At 71.0% G+C, this 25,817-nt stretch carries 27 protein-coding genes and 1 pseudogene; 14 read left to right on the plus strand and 14 right to left on the minus strand.

The window, feature by feature from the left end:
• Positions 1 to 17: 17 nt before the first annotated feature.
• From ACGTNF_RS08185 to ACGTNF_RS08205, 5 genes are read left to right on the plus strand one after another with little or no spacing between them, the layout of a single operon-like run.
• Complete coding sequence (locus tag ACGTNF_RS08185) at positions 18 to 566, plus strand: NUDIX hydrolase (RefSeq protein WP_394601262.1); 549 nt, start codon at positions 18 to 20, stop codon at positions 564 to 566.
• Positions 563 to 1,486 (plus strand): AAA family ATPase, encoded by a 924-nt coding sequence (locus ACGTNF_RS08190; RefSeq protein WP_394601263.1) that lies wholly within the window; start codon positions 563 to 565, stop codon positions 1,484 to 1,486. The genes ACGTNF_RS08185 and ACGTNF_RS08190 overlap by 4 nt, the downstream gene beginning before the upstream one ends.
• Positions 1,483 to 2,415 carry a DUF58 domain-containing protein gene (locus tag ACGTNF_RS08195; RefSeq protein WP_394601264.1) on the plus strand — a complete coding sequence of 311 codons (933 nt, stop codon included), beginning with the start codon at positions 1,483 to 1,485 and terminating at the stop codon, positions 2,413 to 2,415. The genes ACGTNF_RS08190 and ACGTNF_RS08195 overlap by 4 nt, the downstream gene beginning before the upstream one ends.
• Positions 2,412 to 4,562 (plus strand): transglutaminase TgpA family protein, encoded by a 2,151-nt coding sequence (locus ACGTNF_RS08200; RefSeq protein ID WP_394601265.1) that lies wholly within the window; start codon positions 2,412 to 2,414, stop codon positions 4,560 to 4,562. Before ACGTNF_RS08195 ends, ACGTNF_RS08200 begins: the two co-directional genes overlap by 4 nt.
• Positions 4,549 to 5,034 carry a glutathione peroxidase gene (locus ACGTNF_RS08205; protein WP_016855121.1) on the plus strand — a complete coding sequence of 162 codons (486 nt, stop codon included), beginning with the start codon at positions 4,549 to 4,551 and terminating at the stop codon, positions 5,032 to 5,034. The genes ACGTNF_RS08200 and ACGTNF_RS08205 overlap by 14 nt, the downstream gene beginning before the upstream one ends.
• A 13-nt stretch (positions 5,035 to 5,047) precedes the next feature.
• On the opposite strand, the gene ACGTNF_RS08210 is transcribed toward ACGTNF_RS08205, so the two are convergent.
• Together ACGTNF_RS08210 and ACGTNF_RS08215 are read right to left on the minus strand one after the other, a co-directional pair.
• The gene (locus tag ACGTNF_RS08210; RefSeq protein WP_394601266.1) at positions 5,048 to 5,602 is read right to left on the minus strand and encodes a cytochrome b; all 555 of its coding nucleotides are present in this window, start codon (positions 5,600 to 5,602) and stop codon (positions 5,048 to 5,050) included.
• A 98-nt stretch (positions 5,603 to 5,700) separates the two neighbouring features.
• Positions 5,701 to 6,093 (minus strand): DUF7079 family protein, encoded by a 393-nt coding sequence (locus tag ACGTNF_RS08215; protein WP_016855119.1) that lies wholly within the window; start codon positions 6,091 to 6,093, stop codon positions 5,701 to 5,703.
• Between the two features lie 166 nt (positions 6,094 to 6,259).
• On the opposite strand from ACGTNF_RS08215, the gene fabV reads away from it, so the two are divergent.
• From fabV to ACGTNF_RS08230, 3 genes are all read left to right on the plus strand, one after another.
• Positions 6,260 to 7,468, plus strand: a complete 1,209-nt coding sequence (fabV, locus tag ACGTNF_RS08220) for an enoyl-ACP reductase FabV (RefSeq protein ID WP_394601267.1) — start codon at positions 6,260 to 6,262, stop codon at positions 7,466 to 7,468.
• Between the two features lie 55 nt (positions 7,469 to 7,523).
• On the plus strand, positions 7,524 to 7,733 hold the full coding sequence (locus tag ACGTNF_RS08225; protein ID WP_016855117.1) for a hypothetical protein: 210 nt from the start codon (positions 7,524 to 7,526) through the stop codon (positions 7,731 to 7,733).
• 114 nt (positions 7,734 to 7,847) lie between these two features.
• Complete coding sequence (locus tag ACGTNF_RS08230) at positions 7,848 to 8,825, plus strand: GlxA family transcriptional regulator (RefSeq protein ID WP_394601268.1); 978 nt, start codon at positions 7,848 to 7,850, stop codon at positions 8,823 to 8,825.
• Here the strand turns inward: ACGTNF_RS08230 and ACGTNF_RS08235 are convergent.
• Positions 8,797 to 9,452 (minus strand): annotated as a pseudogene (locus ACGTNF_RS08235) (class I SAM-dependent methyltransferase). The gene ACGTNF_RS08230 and the pseudogene ACGTNF_RS08235 sit on opposite strands and share 29 nt — an antisense overlap.
• 189 nt (positions 9,453 to 9,641) lie before the next feature.
• Here ACGTNF_RS08235 and ACGTNF_RS08240 point away from each other — a divergent pair.
• Genes ACGTNF_RS08240 through astB form a run of 6 tightly spaced genes read left to right on the plus strand, consistent with a single transcriptional unit; the run spans position 9,642 to position 15,993 of the window.
• A complete protein-coding gene (locus ACGTNF_RS08240; RefSeq protein ID WP_394601269.1) occupies positions 9,642 to 10,856 on the plus strand; it encodes an aspartate aminotransferase family protein in 1,215 nt (404 codons plus the stop codon).
• A gap of 50 nt (positions 10,857 to 10,906) precedes the next feature.
• The gene (gene astA / locus ACGTNF_RS08245) at positions 10,907 to 11,977 is read left to right on the plus strand and encodes an arginine N-succinyltransferase (protein ID WP_016855110.1); all 1,071 of its coding nucleotides are present in this window, start codon (positions 10,907 to 10,909) and stop codon (positions 11,975 to 11,977) included.
• The gene (gene astA, locus ACGTNF_RS08250; protein ID WP_394601270.1) at positions 11,977 to 13,023 is read left to right on the plus strand and encodes an arginine N-succinyltransferase; all 1,047 of its coding nucleotides are present in this window, start codon (positions 11,977 to 11,979) and stop codon (positions 13,021 to 13,023) included. The genes astA (ACGTNF_RS08245) and astA (ACGTNF_RS08250) overlap by 1 nt, the downstream gene beginning before the upstream one ends.
• Positions 13,023 to 14,492, plus strand: a complete 1,470-nt coding sequence (astD, locus tag ACGTNF_RS08255; RefSeq protein WP_394601271.1) for a succinylglutamate-semialdehyde dehydrogenase — start codon at positions 13,023 to 13,025, stop codon at positions 14,490 to 14,492. Before astA (ACGTNF_RS08250) ends, astD begins: the two co-directional genes overlap by 1 nt.
• 11 nt (positions 14,493 to 14,503) lie before the next feature.
• On the plus strand, positions 14,504 to 14,638 hold the full coding sequence (locus tag ACGTNF_RS08260; RefSeq protein WP_394601272.1) for a hypothetical protein: 135 nt from the start codon (positions 14,504 to 14,506) through the stop codon (positions 14,636 to 14,638).
• Between the two features lie 14 nt (positions 14,639 to 14,652).
• Complete coding sequence (gene astB, locus ACGTNF_RS08265; protein ID WP_394601273.1) at positions 14,653 to 15,993, plus strand: N-succinylarginine dihydrolase; 1,341 nt, start codon at positions 14,653 to 14,655, stop codon at positions 15,991 to 15,993.
• A gap of 93 nt (positions 15,994 to 16,086) precedes the next feature.
• Here the strand turns inward: astB and ACGTNF_RS08270 are convergent, their stop codons facing one another.
• The 11 genes from ACGTNF_RS08270 to ACGTNF_RS08320 form a co-directional block, all read right to left on the minus strand.
• A complete protein-coding gene (locus ACGTNF_RS08270) occupies positions 16,087 to 16,629 on the minus strand; it encodes an ureidoglycolate lyase (protein ID WP_394601274.1) in 543 nt (180 codons plus the stop codon).
• A gap of 17 nt (positions 16,630 to 16,646) precedes the next feature.
• On the minus strand, positions 16,647 to 18,053 hold the full coding sequence (locus ACGTNF_RS08275; protein WP_394601275.1) for an amidase: 1,407 nt from the start codon (positions 18,051 to 18,053) through the stop codon (positions 16,647 to 16,649).
• On the minus strand, positions 18,050 to 18,733 hold the full coding sequence (locus ACGTNF_RS08280; protein ID WP_016855104.1) for a DUF2848 domain-containing protein: 684 nt from the start codon (positions 18,731 to 18,733) through the stop codon (positions 18,050 to 18,052). Before ACGTNF_RS08280 ends, ACGTNF_RS08275 begins: the two co-directional genes overlap by 4 nt.
• Positions 18,734 to 18,821: 88 nt before the next feature.
• Complete coding sequence (locus ACGTNF_RS08285; RefSeq protein WP_394601276.1) at positions 18,822 to 20,108, minus strand: TRAP transporter large permease; 1,287 nt, start codon at positions 20,106 to 20,108, stop codon at positions 18,822 to 18,824.
• Positions 20,108 to 20,683, minus strand: coding sequence for a TRAP transporter small permease subunit (locus tag ACGTNF_RS08290; RefSeq protein WP_394601277.1), 576 nt, complete (start codon positions 20,681 to 20,683; stop codon positions 20,108 to 20,110). Before ACGTNF_RS08290 ends, ACGTNF_RS08285 begins: the two co-directional genes overlap by 1 nt.
• A 53-nt stretch (positions 20,684 to 20,736) precedes the next feature.
• Positions 20,737 to 21,819, minus strand: coding sequence for a TRAP transporter substrate-binding protein (locus ACGTNF_RS08295; protein ID WP_394601278.1), 1,083 nt, complete (start codon positions 21,817 to 21,819; stop codon positions 20,737 to 20,739).
• Positions 21,820 to 21,942: 123 nt separating this feature from the next.
• Positions 21,943 to 22,743 (minus strand): putative hydro-lyase, encoded by an 801-nt coding sequence (locus ACGTNF_RS08300; RefSeq protein WP_394601279.1) that lies wholly within the window; start codon positions 22,741 to 22,743, stop codon positions 21,943 to 21,945.
• Between the two features lie 110 nt (positions 22,744 to 22,853).
• Positions 22,854 to 23,753, minus strand: coding sequence for a LysR family transcriptional regulator (locus ACGTNF_RS08305; RefSeq protein ID WP_172977642.1), 900 nt, complete (start codon positions 23,751 to 23,753; stop codon positions 22,854 to 22,856).
• Positions 23,754 to 23,755: 2 nt separating this feature from the next.
• Complete coding sequence (locus ACGTNF_RS08310; protein WP_394601280.1) at positions 23,756 to 24,805, minus strand: SPFH domain-containing protein; 1,050 nt, start codon at positions 24,803 to 24,805, stop codon at positions 23,756 to 23,758.
• Positions 24,806 to 24,807: 2 nt separating this feature from the next.
• Entirely contained in the window at positions 24,808 to 25,281 is a 474-nt protein-coding gene (locus ACGTNF_RS08315; RefSeq protein ID WP_394601281.1) for a nodulation efficiency, NfeD-like protein, read from the minus strand.
• Positions 25,282 to 25,358: 77 nt separating this feature from the next.
• Positions 25,359 to 25,592: a hypothetical protein gene (locus ACGTNF_RS08320; protein WP_394601282.1), complete on the minus strand. Its 234-nt coding sequence runs from the start codon at positions 25,590 to 25,592 to the stop codon at positions 25,359 to 25,361.
• Between the last annotated feature and the right edge of the window lie 225 nt (positions 25,593 to 25,817).

Here is a 25,817-nt window from a genome sequence, read left to right on the forward strand (position 1 = left end):
TTCCCCGGAGAGCCGTGATGACCGACGACGCCCTGGCGCCCGCGCCGCTGCCCGCCCCCCGCATCGCCGACGAGAGCATCCAGCTGGTGGACGCCCGCAACCGGCCCTGCGGCAGCGCGTCCCGGGCCACCATGCGCCGCTATCGCTACTGGCATCGCGCCACCTACATCGTGGTGCGCAACGCCGCCGGCGAGCTGTGCGTGCAGCGTCGCACCCTGACCAAGGAGGTGTTCCCCGGCGGGCTGGACCTGGCCGCCGGCGGCGTGGTCGGGGCCGGCGAGCCGGTGCATCTGGCCGCCCGCCGCGAGCTGGCCGAGGAGCTGGGCATCGTCGGCGAGCCGCTGCGCCACGTGCTGGAGTTCGTCTACGACGCCGACGGCCATCACATCTTCGGCAGCGCCTACCTGGTCGACTACGACGGCCCGCTCACGCTCCAGGCCGAGGAGGTCGCCGACGCCTTCTGGTGCCCGCCCGAGGAGGCGCTGGCGCTGGACGACGTGACCCCGGACACCCGCCAGGCGGTGGAGGCCCTGTGGCAGCGCGGCTGGCTGGAGGCGGGCGCGTGAACCGCCCCGTCGACGGCGAACGGCTGGCGGCGGTGCTGGCCGCCCTGGAGGGCGTGGTGCTGGGCAAGCCGCGCGAGGTGCGCCTGGCGCTGTGCGCCCTGCTGGCCCGCGGCCACCTGCTGATCGAGGATCTGCCCGGGCTCGGCAAGACCACCCTGGCCCAGGCGCTGGCGCGGGTCACCGGGCTCGACATGCAGCGCCTGCAGTTCACCAGCGACCTGCTGCCCGCCGACGTGCTCGGCGTCTCGGTGTTCGATCCCCGCGAGGCCAGCTTCCGCTTCCATCCCGGGCCGGTGTTCCACGGCCTGGTGCTGGCCGACGAGATCAACCGCGCCACGCCCAAGACCCAGAGCGCGCTGCTCGAGGCCATGGAGGAGGGCCGCGTCACCGTGGAGGGCGAGACCCGGACGCTGCCCGATCCCTTCTTCGTCATCGCCACCCAGAATCCCCAGGAGCAGGCCGGCACCTTCCCGCTGCCCGAGTCCCAGCTCGACCGCTTCCTGATGCGGCTGTCGCTGGGCTACCCCGATGCCCGCGCCGAGCGCGAAATCCTGCGCGGCCAGGCCGGGCGTTCGACCCTGGGCGAGCTGCCGGCGCTGCTCGACGCCGAGACCCTGCGCCACTGGCAGGCGCGCTGCGAGCGGCTGCACGTGGCCGAGCCGCTGCTCGACTACGTGCAGGCGCTGACCGCCGCCAGTCGCGAGCATCCCGAGGCCGGCTGGGGGCTGTCGCCGCGCGGCGCCCTGGCGCTGCTGCGGGCCGCCCGGGCCTGGGCGATGCTCGCCGGGCGCGACCACGTGCTGCCCGAGGACGTCCAGGCGGTGTGGGCGCCGGTGGTGGCCCACCGCCTCGGCGGCCGGCGTAACGAGGGCGAGGCGCTGGCCCATCGGCTGCTGGGCCGGGTGCCGGTGCTGGGATGAGTTGGCGGCGCCGCGCCTGGCCGCGGAACGGGTGGCATCGCCTGGCCGCCCCGCTCGGCGCGCCGCTGCCCCAGCGGCGGCTGTTCCTGCTGCCGACTCGCTTCGGGCTGGGCTGGGCGGTGCTCATCGTGCTGCTGATGCTGCTCGGCATCAACTACCAGAACAGCCTGATCCATGCGCTGGCCTTCTGGCTGTTCGCCCTGGGCGTGGCGGTGCTGCTGCGCGCCTGGCGCAACCTGCTCGGCGTGCGCCTGAGCCTGCGCCTGCCCGCCGAGGCCTTCGCCGGCGGCGCGGCGCGGCTGGGCGTGATCGCCGAGTCCCGCCGGCCGCGCACCGCGCTGCAGGTGCGCTGCAACCGCGAGCGGGCCCGGTTCGACGTCGAGGACGGCCGCGGCGAGGGCGAGCTGTGTGTGCCCACGCCGACGCGCGGGGTGTGGCGCGTGCCCACGCTGAGCCTCGAGAGCCGCTGGCCGCTGGGGCTGGTGCGCGCCCTGGCCTGGCAGGCCCATGAGCACGAGCTGGTGATCTGGCCGCAGCCGCTGGGCGAGGCCGAGACGTACCGCGCCGACGGCGGCCCCGGCCGCGAGGAGGAGGACTTCGCCGGCCTGCGACGCGCGGCGCCCGGCGACGGGCCGGCGCGGCTGGCCTGGAAGCAGTGGAGCCGCACCGGCACATTGGCCAGCAAGGCCTTCGAGGCGCCCCCGCGGGACGCTGTGTGGCTCGACTACGCCGACGGCAGCGGCGACCCGGAACGCCGGCTGTCCTGGCTGTGCGCCCGGGTGCTGGCCCATCATCGCGCCGGCGAGCGCTTCGGCCTGCGCCTGCCGGACCGGACGCTGGCGCCGGGGCAGGGCGAGGCCCATCGCCGCGCGGCGCTCGACGCCCTGGCCCGCTGCCGGCCCGCGGCGGACGGGGAGGCCTCGCCATGAGCCGGGCGTCACGGCCTCGTTCTGCCGAGGCCCCGGCGGTGCTGGCCGACGGGCGCGGGCTGAGCGGCGCCATGCTGTGGCGGCTGTTCGTCGGCCAGTGCCTGGTGCTGGCGCTGCATCTGGCCTGGATGCCGGCCTGGTTCGCCGGCGTGGCGGTGGTGGTGGCCGGCTACCGCTACCGCCAGCTGCGCCGCGACGCCCCGCGGGCCGGGCTCTTGCTGCGGCTGGCCGCGGTGGGCGCGCTGGTGGCGGCGCTGTGGGGCCAGTACGGCAGCCTCGGCGAGATGCGGGCGCTGATCGGCCTGCTGCTGGGCGTCTACCTGCTCAAGCTGCTGGAGACCCACGACCGGCGCGACGCCCGGGTGGTGGTGGCGATCGGCCTGGTGGCCACCGGCGTGGCCTTCCTCCACGGCCAGGGCCTGCCGCTGGCGCTGGCGGCGTTCGTCGCCCTGGCCTGGCAACTGCAGTCGCTGATGTGGCTGTCCGGAGCGCGCAGCCGCCGCCGGGCCTGGAGCGAGGTCGGCTGGCTGCTGGGCCTCTCGGCGCCGCTGATGGTGGCGCTGTTTCTGGTCGTGCCGCGGCTGCCGCCGCTGTGGCACATGCCGGAGACCCCGCGGGCCGCCACCGGGCTCTCCGACAGCGTCTCGCCCGGCGACATCGCCGAGCTGTCGCGCAGCGACGCCCGGGCCTTCCGCGCCGAGTTCCGCGGCCAGGCGCCGCCGCCCGGCGAGCGCTACTGGCGCGTCTACACGCTGTCGCACTTCGACGGCATCAGCTGGAGCCGGGTCTCGCCGTCGCAGCAGGCCGCGACCCTGGAGCGACCGCTGTCGCGCTTCGTGCGCGAGGGTCGGGCCAGCGCCTGGGCAGGGCAGGATCCGCCACGCTACGACTACGCGCTGCTGCTGGAGCCCGACAGCCGCCCCTGGCGGCCGAGCCTGGGCACGCCGCTGCGCGCCGGCGAGCCCCAGCGCTTCCTGGCCGACGGCACCCTGGCCGGTCGCGAGGCGCTGCGTAGCCGCGCGCTGCTGGACCTCGAGAGCAGCGGTGCGGCGCCGGCCTACGCCGATCCCGCCGACACCCGCTGGTTCCGGCTGCTGCCGACCGACACCAACCCGCGCACCCGCGCACTGGCGCGGCGGCTGTGGCGCCAGAGCGACGGCGACCCGCGGCGCTACCTCGACGCCGTGCTGGCGCGCTTCGGCCAGGCGCCGTATCGCTATACGCTGTCGCCGCCGCGGCTCACCGGCCCGCATCGGGTCGACGATTTCCTGTTCGAGGCCCGGGCCGGCTACTGCTCCCACTACGCCTCGGCCACCGCCGTGATGGCGCGCATGGCCGGCATCCCGGCCCGGCTGGTGGCGGGGTTCCTGGGCGGCGAGCGCCATCCCGACGGCCACTTCATGGTGCGCGACTACGACGCCCACGCCTGGGTGGAGGTGTGGCAGGACGGCGCCTGGCAGCGCCTCGATCCCACCGCGGCCATCGCCCCGGAGCGCATCGAGCAGGGCGCGGCGGCGGTGAGCGACGGGCGCGAGGCCTTCCTGGCCGATTCGCCCTTCTCGCCGCTGCGCTATCGCGGCGTCGGCTGGCTCAACGGGATGCGCCTCGAATGGGAGCGCCTGGAGTACCAGTGGCAGCGCGGGGTGATCGACTATCGGGGCGCGGCCCGGGAGCGGCTGATGGCGGAGCTGACCGAGACGCTGGCGCAGCTGGGCAGGGCCCTGGTCGCGCTCGGCCCCTGGCGTGTCGTGGGCCTCGCCGCGCTGGCGCTGCTCGCCGTGGCGGGGGGCGCACTCGGGTGGCACGGCTGGCGGCGAGGGTGGCGCGGGCGGCGGGACGAGACCCGCCGCCTCGCGGCCTTCCAGGCCTGGCTCGGGCGGCGCGGCTATCCGCTGCGTCCCGGCGAGTCGCCGGCGGCGCATCTCCGGCGGGTCGCGCGGGACAGGGACGCCGCCGGGCCGGCGCTGGAGACGGCCGCCGAGGCCCTGGAACAGTGGCTCTACGCACCGCTCGACGCGTCCGAACGGCGCGAGGCCGCGCACCGCCTGCACGCCGCTCTCGGGCGGGCGCGCCGGGACTGGCGCCGCGCCACACGGCGTGTCATCGTGAAAGCACAGACTGCGAGCACGCGCCATGAGCATCCATGATCACGACTGCCACACCTCCCGTGGCGAGCCCTTCAACCTGCGCGCCCTGCGCGGCCAGGTGCTGCTGGTCGTCAACGTGGCGAGCCAGTGTGGTTTCACGCCCCAGCTGCGCGACCTCGAGCGGCTCTATCGTCGCTACCGCGACCGCGGTTTCACCGTGCTGGCCTTTCCCTGTAACCAGTTCGCCCGCCAGTCGCCGGAGTCGGCCCAGGCCTTCTGTGCCTTCGGCGAGCGGGAATACGGCGTGACCTTCCCGCTGATGGAGAAGGTGCGGGTCAACGGCGGCGGCACGCATCCGCTGTTCGTCGAGCTCAAGCGCCAGGCGCCCGGAATATTGGGCACGGGGATGATCAAGTGGAACTTCACCAAGTTCCTGGTCGGCCGCGACGGCCGGGTGATCCGTCGCTTCTCGCCGCGGGACGGCGAGGCGGTGCTGGTCGAGGCGCTGGAGCGGGCCCTCGACGAGACCTGAGCCGCCCGGCGGACTATTCCTGGTCGCTGCCGCGGGTCATGCGGCGGATCAGCGGCTCCTTCCACACGCGGGTATGCACCCAGGCCATGACGATGTGGCCGACGATCAGGGCGAGCAGCGTCCAGCCCAGCAGCCCGTGCCACTGGCTGCCGAGGCCGGTCATCCATTCGATCTCGGTCTCGTGCCCCTCGAAGATCGACAGGCCCAGGGCCGAGAAGGCCCGGTCGGAGCCGAAGGCGCGGATCAGGGCCACGCCGGGCACCACGATCAGCAGCGCGTACATCGCCACGTGGGCGAGGGCGGCCAGGCGTTCGATGGGGCGGTCGTGCGGCGGCCGGCGCGACAGGTTGAGCAGCCCCCAGGCGCCGCGCAGCACCGCCAGGGCGAGGATCAGCACGCCGTTGGAGAAGTGGTAGCCGAAGAAGAAGTCGGCCAGCGGCGTGTCGTCGACCGTCACCCGCAGCACCACCGAGACGGCCTGCCACAGCAGCAGCAGGGCCATCAGCCAGTGAAACGTGCGGGTGACCAGGCCGTAGCCGTGGCGGTGATCCATGAGGCGGGTGTCCATGGGGCGCTACCTCCGTGTCGGGACGTCATGCCGGCGGCGCCGGCTCGCCTGTCACAGACTGGCACAGCGGCGGATGGGGCGACAGCGTTTCGGGGGCGTCAGGAAGGCACGTCCTGGCCGCGGGCGATCATCAGTCGCTCCATCAGCTCGTTGAAGCGATGGCGGGCCATCATGGTGGTCAGCCCCGAGAACAGCGCCCAGGTCCGGCGGCGCCAGCCGGTCAGCCGCAGGTTGTGGGCCACCAGGCGCTTCATCAGCCGGTAGTCGTCGAACTCGCGCCATTCGCCGGCCACCGACATCTGCTGGCGGGTCAGCACCGGGGCCAGCTCCAGGCGGAACACCCATTCCAGCTCGCGCTCGCTCAGGCCGTGGCGCTCGATCTCCTCGATCATGCGCGCGTAGTCGGTCTCCCGCGGTTCGCGCTCCAGCCACAGCGGCGCCAGCGCCAGCCAGAGGTCGCCGCGCGTGTCGACGAGGGTCTGTGCGTCCATGGGATCTCCTGAGGGTGGGGGATGGCCAGCATCCTGCCCCAGCCGGCGGCCGCGCTCAAGGGCGGACAGCGCCGGACGAGGCCGCTAGAATGTCGCCACGAACGAATTTCCTTTCACCGGGGCGGCGGTTGTCCGCCGCCCCGCTGCGAACGCCAAGAGGTCTAACGTGATCATCAAGCCCAAGGTCCGCGGTTTCATCTGCACCACCACCCACCCCGTCGGCTGCGAGCAGAACGTGCTCGAGCAGATCGAGGCGACCCGCGCCCGCAACCTGGACAAGAGCGCCGGGCCGAAGAAGGTCCTGGTGATCGGGGCCTCCAGCGGCTATGGCCTCTCCGCGCGCATCACCGCGGCCTTCGGCTACGGTGCCGACACCCTGGGCGTGTTCTTCGAGAAGCCGGGCACCGAGAAGAAGCCGGGCACCGCCGGCTGGTACAACGCCGCCGCCTTCGACAAGTTCGCCAAGCAGGAAGGGCTGTACAGCAAGTCCATCAACGGCGACGCCTTCTCCCACGAGGCCCGCGAGCAGGCCATCGAGCTGATCAAGAAGGACATGGGTCAGGTCGACCTGGTGGTCTACTCGCTGGCCTCGCCGGTGCGCAAGCTGCCGGACAGCGGTGAGATGAAGCGCTCCAGCCTCAAGCCGATCGGCGAGACCTACCGCGCCACCGCCATCGACACCAACAAGGACGCCATCATCGAGGCCGAGGTGGAGCCGGCGACCCAGCAGGAGATCGACGACACCACCGCGGTGATGGGCGGCGAGGACTGGGAGCTGTGGATCGACGCCCTGGACAAGGCCGGCGTGCTGGCCGAAGGCGCCAAGTCGGTGGCCTTCAGCTACATCGGCACCGAGATCACCTGGCCGATCTACTGGCATGGCGCCCTGGGCAAGGCCAAGGAAGATCTGGATCGCGCCGCCGGCGAGATCAACAAGCGCCTGGCCAAGCAGGGCGGCAGCGCCAACGTGGCGGTGCTCAAGTCCGTGGTCACCCAGGCCAGCGCGGCCATCCCGGTCATGCCGCTCTACATCGCCATGGTCTACAAGGTGATGAAGGAGCAGGGCCTGCACGAGGGCACCATCGACCAGCTCAACCGCCTGTTCGGCGAGCGCCTGTATCTTGGTGAAGGTCAGGGCAGCGCCGACACCGACGAGGCCGGCCGCCTGCGCCTGGACGACTGGGAGCTGCGCGACGACGTCCAGCAGGCCTGCAAGGACCTGTGGCCGCAGGTGACCACCGACAACCTGTTCGACATCACCGACTATGCTGGCTACAAGCACGAGTTCCTGAAGCTGTTCGGCTTCGAGCGCGACGACGTCGACTACGACGCCGACGTGGCGACCGAGCGGGACTTCGATGTCGTGAACCTGTAACGGGGGCCGGCGCGCCGGCGTCCCGTTTTCCGACCCACGCGCCCGGGAGGTGCCCATGGAGTCACGGGAAAGCAAGACGCCGGACGAGGAGCTGACACACCTGCACGAGGTCAGCCAGCCCGAGGACTACGACCACCCCGAGCCGGACGTGGAGCAGCCCGAGGCCCGCGAGCCCGACAGCGGCATGGCCTGGCTGCTTCCCGCGCTGATCGTGGTGGTGGCCGTGGTGATCGTCGGCCTGCTGGTGATCGGCCTGGCCGACTGAGCCGCCATCGTGCACGACGCCGGGCCCTGTGCCCGGCGTCGGCGTGTCCGCACGGCTGTTACGCCCGACGCCTTCGGCCTAGAATGGGGCTTTTCCCGTTCTCGAGAGTGCCCCATGCCCGATGCCCCGCCCGTTGCATCCGCCGTGCCGCTGTCCCGGCACGTGGGCGTGGTGGTGCTGCCCGGCTTCTCGCTGCTCGCCCAGGCCTGTGCCACCGAGCCGCTGGTGGTGGCCAACCGCCTGGCGGAGCGCAGCCTCTATCGGCTCTCTACCTATGCGATCGACGAGCGTCCGGTGCCCAGTGCCGCCGGCCAGGCGCTGGTGCCCGAGGCGTCGGCCGGCGAGCCGGACCAGGCCCTCGACATGCTGCTGGTCTGCGCCCCCGGGCCGCTCGCCGGCAGCGTGCCCGAGGGGCTGCTCGAGTGGTTGCGTCGCCTGGCCGCCGCCCGGGTGGTGCTGGGCGGCATCGGCGGCGGCACCGAGGTGCTGGCCCGGGCCGGCGTGCTCGAAGGCTACCGGGCGACCCTGCCATGGACGCGCTTTGAGGCCTTCGCCCATGACCATCCCCGGGTGCGGCTCTCCCAGCAGCTGTTCGAGATCGACCGCGATCGCCTGACCTGCGGCGGCGGCACCGCCGCCATGGACATGATGATGACGCTGATCGGCGCCCAGCAGGGGGCAGAGCTGGCCGAGCGCATCTCCGAGCATTTCGTGCTCGAGCGCATCCGCATGGGCGACGAGCCCCAGCAGGTGCCGCTGCGCACCCGGCTGGGCAATGCCCCGCAGAGCCTGATCGACGCGGTGGCGCTGATGGAGTCCAACATCGAGGAGCCGCTGACCACCCACGAGCTGGCCGAGCATCTCGGCATCTCGCGGCGCCAGCTAGAGCGGCTGTTCAAGAAGCACCTGCAGGCGGTGCCCAGCCGCTACTACCTCAACCTGCGCCTGCAGCAGGCCCGCAAGCATCTGCGCGAGAGCGACCGGCCGGCCGGCGAGATCGCCCTGCAGACCGGCTTCTCCTCGGCGGCCCACTTCTCCACCGCCTACCGCAACCACTTCGGCATCACGCCCCGGGAGGAGCGCCTGGGCTGAGGTCGGGGGCGGCGCCTTTGCGCGCCAGCAGGGCACGGAACAGCGACCCCATCATCACCGGCCGGTCGGCCTCGATGGCGAAGCCGGCCCCTTCCAGCAGCGGCCGGCCTGGCGGGTGATGTCGGTGGCGATGGCCGAGGTGAGGAGGTTCAGCGCGCGACGGCCGAGCCCGGCCGGACGCGCGTCGGCCTGGAACTTGTCCATCACACACAGCTGGCCGTCATCGGCCAGCACCCGGTACGCCTCGGCGAGGCCGCGGGCCGGGTCGGGCATCACCGCCAGGATCAGGTGCATCACCACCACGTCGAAGTGGCCATCGGGATAGTCGAGGGCCTCGGCGTCCATCACCTCGGCCTGGACGTCGCGGCGCAGCGCCTCGGCGCGCCGTTCGAGGCGCCGGACCATGGCCGGGCTGAGATCGGTGGCGTGCAGCTCGATGTCCCGCGGCAGCCAGGGCAGGTCGAGCCCGGTGCCGGCGCCCACCAGCAGCACGCGCAGGCCGGGGCGCCAGTGCACCTGTGTCAGCGCGGCCTGCCGGGCGCGGCGGAAGGCACGCTCGGCCACGGCGTCGTAGATCGGCGCATAGGCGTCGTAGCGTCGCCGATTCCAGGCGGTGGTGTTGAGCATGGGGCGTTTCTCCTCGCAGTCGCCTGCTGTCGACGCTTCCTACCTTAGCCGATTCCCCCGGTCCGGCGTTGCTGCCTTTTTCACAAGTCGTCGTCCCATTGCTGAAAGCCCCTCGCCAGGGGGCTCCCTATACTCGAATGATCCCCGATTCATCCTGAACGAGTTCGGCTCGAGACCACGGAGAACGTCATGACCCACACCCCGACCCGCAGCGATTTCGACCAGTACATGGTGCCCAACTACTCGCCGCAGAAAGCCATTCCGGTGCGTGGCGAGGGCAGCCGACTGTGGGATCAGGAGGGCCGTGAGTACATCGACTTCGCCGGCGGCATCGCGGTGAACTCCCTGGGCCACTGCCACCCGGTGCTGGTCAATGCGCTCAAGGAACAGGCCGACAAGGTCTGGCACCTGTCCAACGTCTACACCAACGAGCCGGCGCTGAAGCTGGCGGGTTCGCTGGTCGAGCGCACCTTCGCCGACAAGGTCTACCTGTGTTCCTCCGGCGGCGAGGCCAACGAGGCCGCGCTGAAGCTGGCGCGCCGCTGGGCCTACAACACCCACGGCGAGCAGAAGGACAAGATCATCTCCTTCCGCCAGTCATTCCACGGCCGCACCTTCTTCACCGTCAGCGTCGGCGGCCAGCCCAAGTACTCCCAGGGCTTCGGCCCGGTGCCGGGCGGCATCGTCCACGCCGAGTTCAACGATCTCGAGGCGGTGCGCGAGCTGATGGGCGACGACACCTGCGCGGTGATGGTCGAGCCGATGCAGGGCGAGGGCGGCATCCTGCCCGCCACGCCGGACTTCCTGCAGGGCCTGCGCGAGCTGTGCGACCGGCACGATGCGCTGCTGATCTTCGACGAGGTGCAGACCGGCGTCGGCCGCACCGGCTCGCTGTTCGCCTACATGGAGTACGGCGTGACGCCGGACATCCTGACCAGCGCCAAGTCGCTGGGCGGCGGCTTCCCGGTGGGCGCCATGCTGACCACCGACCGCATCGCCCCGGCCATGGCCATCGGCACCCACGGCTCCACCTACGGCGGCAATGCCCTGGCCTCCGCCGTGGCCCTGGCCGCCGTGGAGCACATCGACACCCCCGAGGTGCTGGAGGGCGTCAAGCGCCGCCACGACCTGTTCCGCGAGCATCTCGAGACCATCAACCGCAAGCACGGCGTGTTCAAGGAAGTTCGCGGCATGGGCCTGCTGATCGGCGCCGAGATGACCGACGCCTACGAGGGCCGCGCCAAGGACATCCTGCCGCTGGCCATCGAGGAGGGCCTGATGGCGCTGGTCGCCGGCCCCAACGTGCTGCGCATGGCGCCGTCGCTGGTGATCCCCGAGGCCGACATCGCCGAGGGCATGGCGCGCCTGGAGCGGGCCATCGCCCGGCTGGTGGCGTCCGAGTGAGCCGCGGCCACGCCATGGACGCATCGGAATCATCCGCGGGAGGCCAAGCCATGCTGGTCGTACGTCCCACCCGGCCGGCGGATCTGCCGGCCCTGGAGCGGCTGGCGGGCAACGCCACGCCGCGCCTGACCAACCTGCCGGCCCATCGAGACCGCCTCGAGGAGCGCATCATGCGCTCCCAGCGGGCCTTCGAGGCCGAGGTGGAATTCCCCGGCGACGAGCACTACACCTTCGTGCTCGAGGACCTGGAGCGCGGCGAGGTGGTGGGCACCGCCACCGTGCGAGCCCAGGCCGGCGCCCGGGAGGCCTACTACACCTATCGCCAGGAAACCCTGATCCACGCCTCGCAGCAGCTCGACGTGCGCCGCGAGGTGCAGACCCTGTCGCTGTCTCACGAGGTCTCCGAGGCCAGCCTGCTGTGCGCCTACTCGCTGGACCCGCGCTACCGCGGCACCAGCGCCGAGAGCCTGCTGCGCCGGGCGCGGCTGATGTTCATCGCCCAGTACCCGGAGCGCTTCGCCGAGATCCTGGCCATGGCCTTCCCCGGCTTCCTGGACGACGACCAGCAGTCGCCGTTCTGGAACAGCGTGGGGCGCCACTTCTTCCAGCGCGACTACCAGGACATCAACTACGTGGCCGGGGTGCGCTCGAAGAGCTTCATCGCCGAGGTGATGCCCCAGTTCCCGCTCTATCTGGCGCTGCTGACGCCCCAGGCGCGGGCCGCCATCGGCCGTGAGCACCCGGACCACGAGGCGGCGCTCGACGAGATGCTGGCCGAGGGCTTCCTGCGCTCGCGCCACGTCGACATCTTCGACGCCGGCCCGGTGATCAAGGCCGAGCGCGAGCGGCTCGAGAGCTTCCGCCGCGCCGCCTGGCACCCGGTGCGCATCCGCCCGGCCCACTCGCTGCCCGACGCCGAGCCGGCGATGGTCGCCAACCAGCGCCTCGGCGACTTCCGCTGCGTGGTGGCGCGCTATGCGCTGTCGCCCACCGGCCAGTTGATGCTGTCGCCGGAGCACGCCGAGCGGCTCGGCGTGGAGGAGGGCCGCGCCGTGCTGGCCGCGCCGCTGGGTCTGCCGGGTGACGCCCACGACCCGGGCTACGACGAGGGAGAGCTGTGATGCGCATTCGACCGATCGCCCCGTCCGACTTGGACGAGCTGCAGGCGGTGGCCCGGGAGACCGGGGTGGGCTTCACCTCGCTGCCCGACAACCGCGACTTCCTGGCCGCCAAGATCGACACCGCGGTCAGCGCCTTCGCCCAGCAGACGCCGGTGGACCAGCGCCTCTACTTCTTCGTGCTCGAGGACGAGGCCAGCGGCAAGCTGGCCGGCTGCTGCGCCATCGAGGGCCAGGTGGGCCGCGAGGTGCCCTTCTATCACTACCGTCTGGGTACCCTGGCGCACTCCTCGGTGCAGCTCGACCTTCACCGTACCATCGACACCCTGTTCCTGAGCTCGGATCACACCGGCGACGCCGAGGTGGCGTCGCTGTTCCTGCGTCCCGAGTACCGCGGCGGCGACCGCCGGCACGAGCGCAACGGCGCGCTGCTGTCGATGGTGCGCTGGCTGTTCATGGCCCAGTTCCGCGACAGCTTCCCCGACAAGGTGCTGGCCGAGATGCGCGGCAGGTTCGACGCCGAGGGCAGGAGCCCGTTCTGGGAGTGCCTGGGCAGCAACTTCTTCCCCATGGACTTCAACGAGGCCGACCGGCTCACCGGGCTGGGCCAGAAGAGCTTCATCGGCGAGCTGATGCCCAAGTTCCCGATCTACACCCCCTTCCTCTCCGAGGAGGCCCGGGCCTGCATCGGCGAGGTCCACGAGCACACCCGCCCGGCGCTGGCGATGCTCAGGAAGGAGGGCCTGCGCTGGGAAGGGTTCATCGACATCTTCGATGGCGGCCCCACCGTGGAGGCCTATATCGACGACGTGCGCGGCGTGCGCCTGTCGCGGACCTGCCGCGTGGAGATCAAGGCCGGCGAGCCCGAGCGGGCCGAACGGCCGCGCTGGCTGGCCGCGACCACCTCCATGGCCGGCTTCCGCGCGGCCTGGCTGGGCCGCGGACCCGACGACGACGGCGTGGTGACGCTGAGCGAGGCCGAGGCGGCACGCCTCGAGGTCGGCGCCGGCGACACCCTGCGCATTCTGGATAGCGACGAGGAGGCGTGATGAAGGCGACGCAACGGCTGCTGATCGGCGGCGAGTGGCAGGACGGCGAGGCCGAGGGCTTCGCCAAGCAGGACCCGGTCTCGGGCGAGGCGCTGTGGCAGGGCCACGCCGCCTCCGAGGCCCAGGTGGGCGCCGCCGTCGAGGCCGCCCGCGCCGCCTTCCCGGCCTGGGCGCGGCGCACGTTCGGGCAGCGCCAGGCGCTGGTCGAGCGCTTCCGTGAGGTGCTGGAGAGCCACCGCGAGGACCTGGCCACGGCGATCGCCGGCGAGACCGGCAAGCCGCTGTGGGAGGCGCGCACCGAGGTCGGCGCGATGATCGGCAAGGTGGCGATCTCGATCCGTGCCTACCAGGAGCGCACCGGCGAGCGCGAGCGCGACCTGGGCGAGGCCCGGGCGGTGCTGCGCCATCGGCCCCACGGCGTGATGGCGGTGTTCGGCCCCTACAACTTCCCCGGCCACCTGCCCAACGGCCACATGGTGCCGGCGCTGCTGGCCGGCAACACCGTGGTCTTCAAGCCCAGCGAGCAGACCCCGCTGACCGCCGACCTGACGCTGCAGTGCTGGCGCGAGGCCGGCCTGCCCGAGGGCGTGATCAACCTGGTGCAGGGCGCGGCCCCGGTGGGGCAGGCGCTGTCCTCCCATGGCGGCATCGACGGCCTGCTGTTCACCGGCAGCGCCAAGGTCGGCGGCCTGCTGCACCGGCAGTTAGCCGGCCAGATGGACAAGATCCTGGCCCTCGAGCTCGGCGGCAACAACCCGCTGGTGATCAAGGACGTGCCCGATCAGGACGCCGCCGTGCTGACCATCCTGCAGTCGGCCTTCCTGTCCGGCGGCCAGCGCTGCACCTGCGCCCGCCGGCTGATCGTGCCGCAGGGGCAGGTGGGCGACCGCCTGCTGGACGCCCTGTCCGATGCCATCTCGCGGCTGCGCGTGGCCGGCCAGTTCAGCGAGCAGGCGCCGTTCTATGGCGGCCTGGTCAGCGTGGCCGCCGCCGACGGCCTGCTGGCGGCCCAGGACGACCTCGAGGCCCGCGGCGGCAGCGTGCTCGCGCGCATGCAGCGCCTGGAGGAGAACACCAGCCTGCTCACGCCTGCGCTGATCGACGTCACCGGCCTCGAGGTGCCCGACGAGGAGCACTTCGGCCCGCTGCTCAAGGTCCACCGCTACCGCGACTGGGACGAGGCGATGGCACTGGCCAACGACACCCGTTACGGCCTCTCCGCCGGGCTGATCGGCGGCGAGCGCGAGGACTGGGACGACTTCCTGCTGCGCATCCGCGCCGGCATCGTCAACTGGAACCGCCAGACCACCGGCGCCTCCGGCGATGCCCCCTTCGGCGGCGTGGGCGACAGCGGCAACCATCGCCCCAGCGCCTACTACGCGGCCGACTACTGCGCCTATCCGGTGGCCTCCATGGAGAGTGAGGCGCTGAGCCTGCCCGACAAGCTGCCGCCGGGGGTGACGCTGTGACTCGGATACTGATGCCCATCGCTCCGCAGGCGCTCCCAGCGCGCTCTTACAAGACCACGGCCGATTACTGCGCCTATCCGGTGGCCTCCATGGAGAGTGAGGCGCTGAGCCTGCCCGACAAGCTGCCGCCGGGGGTGACGCTGTGAACCGGGAACCCGATATGAGCATGCGCGAGATCAACTTCGATGGCCTGGTGGGCCCGACCCACAACTACTCGGGCCTGGCCCACGGCAACGTGGCCTCGATGAGCCACGAGGGTCTGGTGGCCAACCCCCGCGAGGCCGCGCTGCAGGGCCTCGAGAAGATGAAGTCGCTGATGGACTCAGGCTACGCCCAGGGCGTGCTGCCGCCCCAGCAGCGCCCGGACCTGGGCGCGCTGCGCGAGCTCGGCTTCGCCGGCAGCGATGCCCGGGTGCTGTCCCGGGCCGCCGACGAGGCGCCCCAGCTGCTGCGTGCGGTGTGTTCGGCCTCCAGCATGTGGACCGCCAACGCCGCCACGGTGACGCCGAGCGTCGACGCGCCGGACGGGCGGGCGCACTTCACGCCGGCCAACCTGCAGTCGAGCTTCCACCGCTACCTGGAGCCGGCCACCACCGGCCGGGTGCTGGCGTCGATCTTCGCCGACGAGGCCCGCTTCGCCCACCATCCGGTGCTGCCGGCGACGCCGGCCTTCTCCGACGAGGGTGCGGCCAACCACACCCGGCTGGCCGGCGAGCACGGGGAGCCGGGCGTGCACCTCTACGTCTATGGCCGTCAGGCGTTCGGCGGCGACGGCATTGCGCCGCGGCGCTATCCGGCCCGCCAGACCCTCGAGGCCAGCCAGGCGGTGGCCCGTCAGCACGGCCTAAGCGATGCGCAGACGGTGTTCGCCCAGCAGCATCCCGAGGCCATCGACGCCGGCGTCTTCCACAACGACGTCATCGCGGTGGGCAACGGCCCGGTGCTGCTCTATCACGAGGTTGCCTTCCGCGACGAGCAGGGCACCCTGGACGCGCTGCGCGAGCGCATGGCCTCGCCGCTGATTCCGGTGCGGGTGCCGGTGGAGGCGGTGAGCCTGGACGACGCCGTGGCCTCGTACCTGTTCAACTCCCAGCTGCTCAGCAACCCGGACGGCACCATGACGCTGGTGGTGCCCGGCGAATGCCAGGAGCGCGAGGCGGTGTGGCGCTGCCTGCAGGATCACCTGCTGGCGGGCCACAACCCGATCTCCGAGGTGGTGGTGAAGGACGTCAAGCAGTCGATGCGCAACGGCGGCGGCCCCGCCTGCCTGCGGCTGCGGGTGGCGCTCTCCGCGGCCGAGCGCGCCGCGCTCTCCGGCCGGGTGCTGCTGGACGACGCCCTGCACGGCGAGCTCGTCGCCTGGGTCGAGCGTCACTATCGCGACCGCCTGGCCCCGGCCGACCTGGCCGACCCGGCGCTCGCCAGCGAGACCCTCGCCGCCCTGGACGAGCTCACCGGCATCCTACGTCTCGGCAGCGTCTACCCCTTCCAGCTCGGCTGAGGGGATCGCGCGCCGCCAGACACGACAAGGCCGGGGAGGCGTCGAGCCGACCCGGCCTGTCGTTTTTCGCGCCTCGCGTTGACGGCCCTATCGTCATGCCTCCAGCTCGACCGTGATCGATAGCGGCCGCAGCAGGCTCTCACGGCCGGTGGTTTGCTCGTTCAGCATGGCGACCAGATCCCGAGTGGTGGAATGACGGGTCAGCATCAGTGCCGTCACCGGCGCCTCCCTGTCGAGCAGCCTGGTGGTGTGCCAGCAGCCCGGAGACATGGCAATGCCCAGGCCCTGAGGCAGGTGAAAGGCCCTCAGCGAATCGATGTCCGGTGCATCGTCCCGATCGAGACATACGATCTGCACGAGATCGCCGCCGTGGATCGGCACCACGGCCTGGTGGGTCAATCGGTGCATCTCCAGCCGGTCGATGCGCGACGCGCCATCGCGATAATTCACCCAGAGTACCTCGGCGGGCCCTCCATCGGCGCCGGTATCGAAGCTGAGCTGGTGGACGAAATCGCTGCTGGGGGAGCTGTGTCTCGGCTCGCGTCGTGCGAGATCCTCCGGCCAGCCCAGTACCTTGCCGTAAGGGGAGAACGCACTCGGGGAGAGTGGCGCAATCGGCAGCATCATGGTGGTCATGTCCTTCCTCGAGGGGATCAGTCGTGACCTTGCAACACGGTCTCCACGACGCTGGCGGCCTGCAGCAGCGCGGCGTCCTCGCCCCGGGGGCGGGCCAGCATCAGGCCGATCGGCAGCTCGGCGTCGGCCGCGGTGTAGGGCAGCGAGATGGCGCTGGCGTCCAGGTAGTTGAAGACGCTGGTGTTGCGCAGGGCGCGGCGATTGGCGGCCTGGAAGGCCTCGGCGTCGGTTTCCAGCGCTCGGCGCTCGGGGGGCAGCATGGCCACGGTGGGCAGCAGCACCGCGTCGAAGCCTGTCAGTTCCGCGGCGAAGCGGGCCTGCAGGCCGGGGCGCTGCCAGAGCCGGTCCAGGTAGTCGCTCGCCAGCACCTCGCGGCCGCCGCGCAGTCGCTCGGCGATGAAGGGGTCGTAGTCGGCCTCTCGGTCGCCCAGCTGCTCGCGGTGCAGGGCGGCGGCCTCCGGCACCACCAGCCCGCCCTGCTGGTTGATGGCGTGGGCATCCTCCACCGCGGCCAGCGGCAGGCGCTCGAGGTGCCAGCCGAGGCGATGCAGGCTGGCCACGGCCTCCTCGAAGGCGACGGCGACGGCGTCGTCGAGCCCCTGGAGCAGGGCGCCGTCGGGTATCGCCAGGCGCAGCGGGCGGGGTGTGGGGTCCAGCCGCGGCGCCTGGCCGCTCAGGGCCTGCCACAGGGTGGCGCAGCAGGCGACACTCGGGGCGATGGGGCCCACGCAGTCGAGGCTCGGCGACAGCGGGTAGGCCCCTTCGCCGGGCACGCTCGCCTGGCTCGGCTTGAAGCCCACCAGCCCGCAGAAGGCCGCCGGGATACGCAGGGAGCCGCCGGTATCGCTGCCGAGCGCCGCCGCCGCCAGGCCGAAGGCCACCGAGGCGGCCCCGCCCGAGGTCGAGCCCCCGGTGATGCGGGCGGCGTCATGGGGGTTGGGCGGGGTGCCGACGTGGGGGTTGAGCCCCAGGCCGGAGAAGGCGAACTCGCTCATGGTGGTGCGTCCGGCGAGCAGGGCGCCGGCCTGGCGCAGGCGGGCCACGGCGGGGGCGTCCTGGGTCGCCGGGGGATTCGCCTCGAGCACCCGCGACCCGGCGCGGGTCACCTCGCCGCGCACGTCGAACAGATCCTTGATGCTGACCGGCACGCCGGACAGGGCGCGCGGCGCCTCGCCGGCCGCCTGCAGGGCCTGCTGGGCCTCGCCCTGGGCCGTGAGGCGCTCGGGTGCGTGCTCGACGAAGGTCTCGCGGGCGATCTCATCGAGAGCCGCGGCGCGCCGGTTCAGCGCCTCGCCGGCCTCGCGGTAGCCGAAGTCGCCGGCCTCGAAGGCGACGGCGAGATCGGACAGCCGACGCTTTGCCGGCGGGCGGGCCCAGAAGGCATCCGCCATCGCCTGGGAGGTCGTGAGGGAAGGCTCGTTCATTGCGCCACCTCCAGGGCCTCGACCCGATAATGGTGGCTGAGGGTGCGGCCGAGTACCGGGTCGGTCAGGTGCATGGTGAAGGGCTTGCTGGGACGGATGCCGCCGATGGCCGGCACGGTCCCGCACAGCAGCACGCTGTTGGGGGCTAGGCCGCCGTTCGCCGCCAGCGCCGGGGGCAGCTTCTCCAGCAGGTCCGGCACATCGAGCAGCTCGGCCAGGGTGCCCTGCTGATAGGTGACGGTGCGGCCGTCCTCCTCGATCTCGCTGGAAAGCTCCAGGCGGTCCCAGTGGTCGCGTACCTCCTCGTAGCGCCACACCTCGCGGCCGATCGGCTTGGCGCACAGCTGCTTGGATTCGGCGACGCCGACGGCCTCCAGCTGGCGGTCGGTGTGGTCAGAGGCCAGGGTCACCCACAGGGTGCCCTCGGCGTCGCTGATCAGGCAGGCCTCGACCTCGCCGGATCCATGGGTACCGAGCATCTGTACCTTCTCCTGCTGGGTCAGCAGCTCGACCCCGCCCCGGTAGAACAGCGGGGTGGTGGAGGGCGGCTTGACGCCGAGCTCCGCCAGTTCGTCGATGTGGTGCTGCACGCCGGCCTGGTCGCGGCCGGCCCAGCCGGCAATCGCCAGGCGCTCGGGGGTCAGGGTGAGGGTGCCGTCGGCATGGGTGAAACTCAGCATGAAGGACTCCGGTCTTGTTGTCGGGAGCGCCGGCCGGTGGGCCGGCGCCCGGGATCGGGACGATCGATTCGGGGCGATCGCGTCGGGGCTACTGGCTCAGGGTCTGGGGCAGCCACAGAGCGATGGACGGGAAGCTCACCAGCAGCACGGCCATCACCAGCATGGCGGCGAGATACGGCAGGGTGCCGATGATCACCTCGGAGAAGGCCTCGCCGCGGCGCGAGGCCTGGACGATGTAGAGGTTGAGGCCCACCGGGGGGGTGATCAGCGCCAGCTCCACGAACAGGATCATCACGATGCCGAACCACACCTTGTCGAAGCCGGCGGCGATGATCAGCGGGGTGACGATGGGGATGGTGATCACCATCAGCGACAGGGTCTCGATGAAGAAGCCCAGCACGATGAACAGCACGATCACCGCCATCAGCAGCGCGAAGGGCGACAGGTCGTAGGCGTTCAGCAGGCCGGTGAGCTGCTGCACCATGCCCGAGGAGGCCAGCGCGAAGTTGAGGAAGGAGGCGGCCAGGATGATGAACAGGATCATCGAGCTGGTCTTGATGGTGCCGTCGAGGGCGGCCATCAGCATCCTGCGATCCAGGGTGCGGTTGAGGGCGGCCAGCCCCATCGAGGCGATCACGCCGATGGCGGCGGCCTCGGTGGGGGTCGCCCAGCCCAGGTAGATCGAGCCGACGATCACCAGGAACAGCGCCAGCAGCGGCAGCAGGAACTTGAGGCTGTTGAGGCGGGTGGCCCAGGAGACCACGTTGCTGGGGCCGCCAAGCGCAGGCTTCCACAGGCACAGCAGCAGCGAGGCGATCATGAACAGGAGCGCCAGCCCCAGCCCCGGCACCAGGCCGGCCATGAACAGCTGCGGGATCGAGGTCTCGGTGAGAAAGCCGTAGACGATCAGGTTGATCGAGGGCGGGATCAGGATGCCCAGGGTGCCGCCGGCGGCGATGCTGCCGCAGAACAGCTTGGCATCGTAGCCCAGCGTCTTGCCCTGGGGCAGGGCCACGGTGGAGACGGTGGCGGCGGTGGCCACCGAGGACCCGGAGGTGGCCGAGAACAGCGCCGAGGTGGTGATGTTGGCGTGCAGCAGGCCGCCCGGCAGCCAGGACAGCCAGTGATCCATGGCCCGGTAGGCCTTCTCGGCGATGCCGGCGCGCACGATGATCTCGCCCATCAGCACGAACAGCGGGATCGCGATCAGCAGGAAGGAGTCGGCGGCGGACCACAGGTTCTGCCCCAGCGCCTTGGTCAGCGGGAAGATCGAGAAGAACTGATCGACGCCGAAGGCCAGCAGGAACAGCGTCACGGCGACCGGAATCCCGGCCAGCAGCAGGCTCAGGATACCGATGGAGAGAAAGGCAAGCATCAGGTGGCCTCCCGGGCGGTGTCGCCCTTGTCCGGACCGGCCAGGGCCTCGATGGTGGCGGCGTCACGGGTGAACAGCGCGGCCAGCACGCGCACGCCGAGCACGCTGGTGGTGATCGCGAACCACGCATAGCCGGCCAGCCAGACCAGCTGCGGAATCCACAGCGGAGTGGCCAGCGGGGTGTTGGCGGTGGTGCCGTTGGCCAGCGACTTGGCCAGCACCGGATAGGCGTTGAGAGCGATGGTCCAGGCGACCAGGTTCAGGGCCAGCAGGGCGATGATGTCGAGCGCCTGGCGCGAGCGCGGCGAGAGCTGGCCGTGGACCACGTCGATGCGGATATGGGCGCGTTCCAGCAGGGTGTGCGAGAGCCCCCAGGCGGAGAGCACCGCCAGCACATAGCCGGAATACTCGTGGACCCCGGAGAGGGCGTGGCCGAACAGCTGGCGCATCAGGATCTCGGCGCCGATGAACAGCACCACCGCCAGCAGGGCGAGGCCCATCAGGCGGGCGGCGAATCGGGACACGAGGCGCGTGGCGGCGACCACGGCATCGAGCGCGGAAAGGAGCGTCGTCATGGGAGTACCTCGAGGGTTGGCCGCCCCGCCAGCGCGGGGCGGCGAACGGCCATTCAGGGCGCGGTGGCGGTCAGGTCGACGACCTGGCCCACGCTTGAGTTCCAGGCCTCAAGGGTGTCGGCATCGACACGGGCGGCCCAGGCGGGCAGCACGGTGTTCTCGAGGGCCTGGCGGGCGGCGGCCAGGTCATCCTCGGTGGCGTTCACCAGGGTCATGCCGGCGGGGTCGCCCAGCGGGCACTCGCCCTGGCCGGTCAGGCAGGCGATGCCGCGCGCGGTCTCGGTGCGGGCGTTGTCCCATACCGGGGCGACGAACTCGCTGTCGAGGCTCGACTGGATCTGTTCCTGGGTGGTCTCGTCGAGGCCGTTCCACTTGTCGAGGTTGATGGCGGTGATCACGTAGTCCCAGCCGCCCATCGGCAGCGCCAGCAGGTGGCTCGAGACCTCGTGCCAGCCGGCGCTGTAGCCGGACAGGGAGCCGGTCACCGCGCAGTCGATCACGCCGCGCTCCAGCGAGCCCGGCACCTCGTTGAAGGCGATGTTGAGGCTCTGGGCGCCCAGCGCCTCGATGAACTCGCCGGTCGAGCGGCCGCTGGCGCGGACCTTCTTGTCGGTCAGGCTCTCGACGCCCTCGATCGGGGTGTTGCAGAACAGCACCTGGGCCGGGTAGGGCACGATGGCCAGCACGTGGCTGTTGAAGCGCTCGTTCATGGTCGACTCGGCCAGCGGGCGGAAGGCGTCGGCGACCCGCTGGGCGGAGTCGATGTCGCTGGCCATCATCGGCAGGTCCAGGCCCTCGAGGGCCGGGGCGTCGCCCACGGTGTAGTCGGCCACCGTCATGCCCACATCGAAGAGGCCATCGCCCAGGTAGCGGAAGACGTCGCCGCCGGTGATGCCCATCTGGTCGTGGGTGGTGACCTGGGTGGCGATCTCGCCGTTGCTCTGCGCGGGCAGGGTCTCGCTCCAGAAGGGCTTCTCGAACTGGCGGTGCAGCTCGAGGCTGCTCCAGCTGCCGACCACGTTGAGGGAGGTCTCGGCGCTGGCCGAGGCGGCGAGGCCGATCAGGCCGAGGCCGACCAGGCGGGAGGCCAGGCGGGTCGGGCGACAGGCAGAGTCGGGACGACGGAATGCGGTCATGGGAGCTTCCCTCTTGTTGCTGTTATGTCGTGTTGTCGTGGTGGACGGTTGCCGTTGTAAAGCGGCGGATCGCGATGCCCGAGGATGCGGGGTCGAGCCGGCCCCGAGAACGAGCGGCCCGCCTCAGCCGAACTTCAGCTGCTGGTTGGGCAGGTCGGTGATCAGCATGTGGCCCGGGCTGTGGGTGATCACCAGCGGCAGTTTCGCCTGTTCGATGGCGAGCTGCGGGGTCACGCCGCAGGCCCAGAACACCGGCAGGTCGTCGTCGTGCAGCACCGGCGGCTCGCCGAAGTCCGGGGCGGCCAGATCCTCGATGCCGAGCAGCTCCGGGTGGCCGAGATGGATCGGGGCGCCATGGACCCGCGGCATGTCGGTGGTGAGCTGGATGGCACGGATCGCCTGGGCGGCCGGGAAGGGGCGCATCGACACCACCAGCTCGCCGCGAAAGGCGCCGCTCGGGGTCAGGGCGCGGTTGGTGCGATACATCGGCACGTTGCGGTCATGGGTGACGTGGCGCACGTCGAGGCCATCATTGATCAGCGCCTCCTCGAACGAGAAGGAACAGCCGATCGAGAAGCCGACGAAGTCGTCCTGCCACAGCTCGGCGATGTCGCTGCACTCGCCGTCCAGGGCGCCGTGGCGATAGAGCCGGTAGCGGGGCAGGTCGTGGCGCAGGTCGATCCCCTCGCCCAGGCCGTGGGGCACCGGGTCGCCGGGACGGGTCACGTCCAGCAGCGGGCAGGGCTTGGGATTCATCAGGCAGAAGCGCATGAAGTCGTCGGCATACTGCGCCGGCAGGATCACCAGGTTGGCCTGGGCGTAGCCGGCGGCCAGGCCGCTGGTGTGACGCGTCCACTCTCCGCGGCGAATCGCCTGGCGGCATTCGGCGGGGCTTGCCGAGGCCATCGAGGAAGAAGAAGGCATGGCGATATCTTCTGTTTGTGATTATGCCTTCACGATAGGAATCCGCCTTTGATAAATCAAATCGATTCTTACGATACTTTTTGATCGGCAAAACCTTTCATGCCGCCGGATCAGCCGTCCTCGTGGGCCGCCTGATCGCGCTGGGCGATCTCGATGGCAAGCTCGGTGACGCCCTCCGCCAGGGTGCCGTCGAGGTGCTGGGGCCAACAGGCGGTGAAGGTCAGGGCGGGCAGTTGGCAGGGCAGCTGGACCAACGCGCCGCTGGCCAGTTCCTCCTTCACGATGCGTGGCGGAATGGCGCCGATGCCGAGCCCGTCGAGGGTCATGCGCACGATGGTCCACAGCGAGCTCGAGCAGTGCAGCTTGACGTCATCGATCCCCTGCTGGTGCAGCAGCGAGCCCAGCTCGTGGTAGGGGCGGGTGTGACGGGCGAAGGTGATCAGCGGGGTCTGGCCCAGGCGCGGCAGCGAGAAGAAGGCCGGGTCGAAGCCCAGGGCGGGGCTCGCCACCAGGCCCATGGTGTAATGGCACAGGTAGCGGTTGAGCACGTTCTCGATATTCACCGGGCCCATCAGGAAGGCCAGGTCGATGTCGTGCTGGGCGAGCTTGTCGGCGAGCCCCGGCGACCTGTCCACCTCGAGCTCGAGCGTCATCTCGGGGAAGCGTCTGGCCAGCTCGGCCAGGAAATCGGGTAGCCAGCTGTGGGCCACGGTTTCCACCACCCCCAGGCGCAGGGTGCCCTGGAAGGGCGTCTCCAGCTCCAGCATCGTGAGCGCCTGCTGGCGTGCCTCGAGCAGCTGCTCGGCATGGCGGTAGAACTGGCGGCCCTTGGCGGTGGGCTTGACCGGGCGCTGGGAGCGCTCCAGCAGACGCTCGCCGATCAGCGCCTCGAGCTTGCCGATGCGGTCGGACACCGACGGCTGGGTCAGGTGCAGGTGATGCGCCGCCAGCCGGAAGGAGCCGAGGCGCACGATCCACACGAAGGCTTCGAGTTCCTTGAAGTCGAACATCGTCAGCCGGCGCTGCCTGCCCCGCCCAGCATGCCGCTGCGCAGGCCTGTCTGGTCGGTGTTTGCGTCGAGATGCTGGCGCACGGCGTCCTCCGGGGAGCCGGCCAGCTCGCGGAACATGCCCATCGAGCCCAGCAGCGCGGTGGACTCGTAGGGCACGAAGACCCGCTCGCCGTCCTTGGCCATGGTCGGCAATGCCTTGATGTAGCTCTGGCCGAGCAGGTAGCCGACCACGGTGCGCTTGTTCTCCTCGTTCTCGCCGATGGCGTTGAGCACCAGTCGGATCGACTCCTGCTCGCCCTGGGCGCGCAGGATGGCGGATTCCTTGTCGCCCTGGGCGTTGAGGATCGCCGATTCACGCTGGCCCTGGGCCATGGCGATGGCCGCGGACTTCTCGCCCTCGGCCTCGGTGACGGTGGCGCGGCGCTTGCGCTCGGCGGCCATCTGCAGGCGCATGGCGGACTCGACCTCCTCGGGCATGGCGATGTCCTGCACCTCGACCCGCGAGATCTTCACCCCCCACTTGGAGGCCGGTTCCTCCATCGAGGCCTGGATCTCGTTGTTGACCTCGGCCCGGGACTCGAACAGCTTGTCGAGCTCCATCTTGCCGACCACCGAGCGCAGGGTGGTCTTGGCCAGCACCTCCACCGCTTGACTCATGTTCTCGACCTCGTAGACCGCTCGCTTGGGGTCGATGATCTGGTAGTAGAGGGCGCCGTTGATGGTCACGGTGACGTTGTCGGTGGTGACCACCGGCTGGCCGGGGAAGTCCATCACCGTCTCGCGGCGATCGATGCGCACCTCGTCGCTGGTCAGCGGTAGGTACTCCTCGCCCATCTTCTTGTAACGGATCATGGTGATGGCGCGGGGCTGCTCGATGAAGGGAATGATGATGTTGATGCCGCTCTCCAGCACCCGGCTGAACGACCCCAGCCGCTCGATCACCATGACCTCGGACTGGCGCACGATCACCAGCCCCTTGGCGATGATCACGATGCCCATGACGACGAAAATCAGGCTGAGTATCAGCCCCGGGCTCAACGGAAGCTCCATGTTCACTGCTCCTGTGATGAGGCGCCGGTCTCGACCGGCGTGACGATGGCGGTGGTGCCATCGAATTCCTTGAAGATGACCGCGGTGCCGGGCGGCAGGCGAGTGGTGGTGCTGCCGTCGACGCGCAGGCGGTAGAAGTCGCCGTTGATCTTGAGCCCCGAGGCGCCGTCGAAGTCGCGCTCGAGGGTCAGGTAGCGCTTGCCCCTCTCCACGCCGCTGCCGGTGGTGCCGTAGGCCACCCCTCGGGGCGAGAAGCGCGGGCGGATCACCTTGATGGTCAGCGGCACCAGCACTCCGGCGAGGATGCCCATGGCCAGCAGCTGGCCGCTGACGGGCAGCCCGAACAGGGCGGTGGCGGCCGCGGTCAGGGCGGCGGCGAGGGCCAGCGCCAGCAGCAACAGGGCGCCGGAGGTCAGCTCGGCCAGGCCGAGCACCAGGGCGGCGGCGAGCCACAGCGTGGCGGGGGTCCATTCCATGGCGGTTCCTCGTGGGGCCGGCGAGGCCTCCGACAGTGCGTGTTCAAGGGGCGCTCCGGTCGCTGGCGCGGCGGGCGTCAGTCCGGGGCATCGGTGATCGCCCGCGACTCGCCCTGCTCATCGACGATCACCCCCGGGGAATACCGCGTCGGGCCTTCCTCGCTCGGCACGCCGAGCACGGTCTCGCGGTGACCGTCCGGGTAGGTGTTGAGGGTGCAGCCGGCGAGCAGCAGCACGAGCCCGAGACCGGTCAGCAGGAAGCCGGCAGCGGCGAGAGGACGGCAGACAGGAGGCGGCAACGAAAACGGCATCGGGAATGGGGCCTTGGCGAACGATGACATGATTTAAGCATAATGCATGAAGCATACCCCCGGCCTCATCTCGGTGACATCCCCAGGGTGACCCGGCCGCGCCCGGCCTAGGGGGTGGGCGCCCGCCATGCGGCGGCGGAGGCCGACGCCATCGAGCAGGGGCACGCCGAGGCGACGGTGCCGGAGTGGGGAGCGCCGCTGGCCGACGCACGCCACTAGGGCTCA

Source organism: Halomonas sp. B23F22_10, from assembly GCF_043496975.1.
Classification (GTDB): Bacteria; Pseudomonadota; Gammaproteobacteria; order Pseudomonadales; family Halomonadaceae; genus Halomonas; species Halomonas smyrnensis.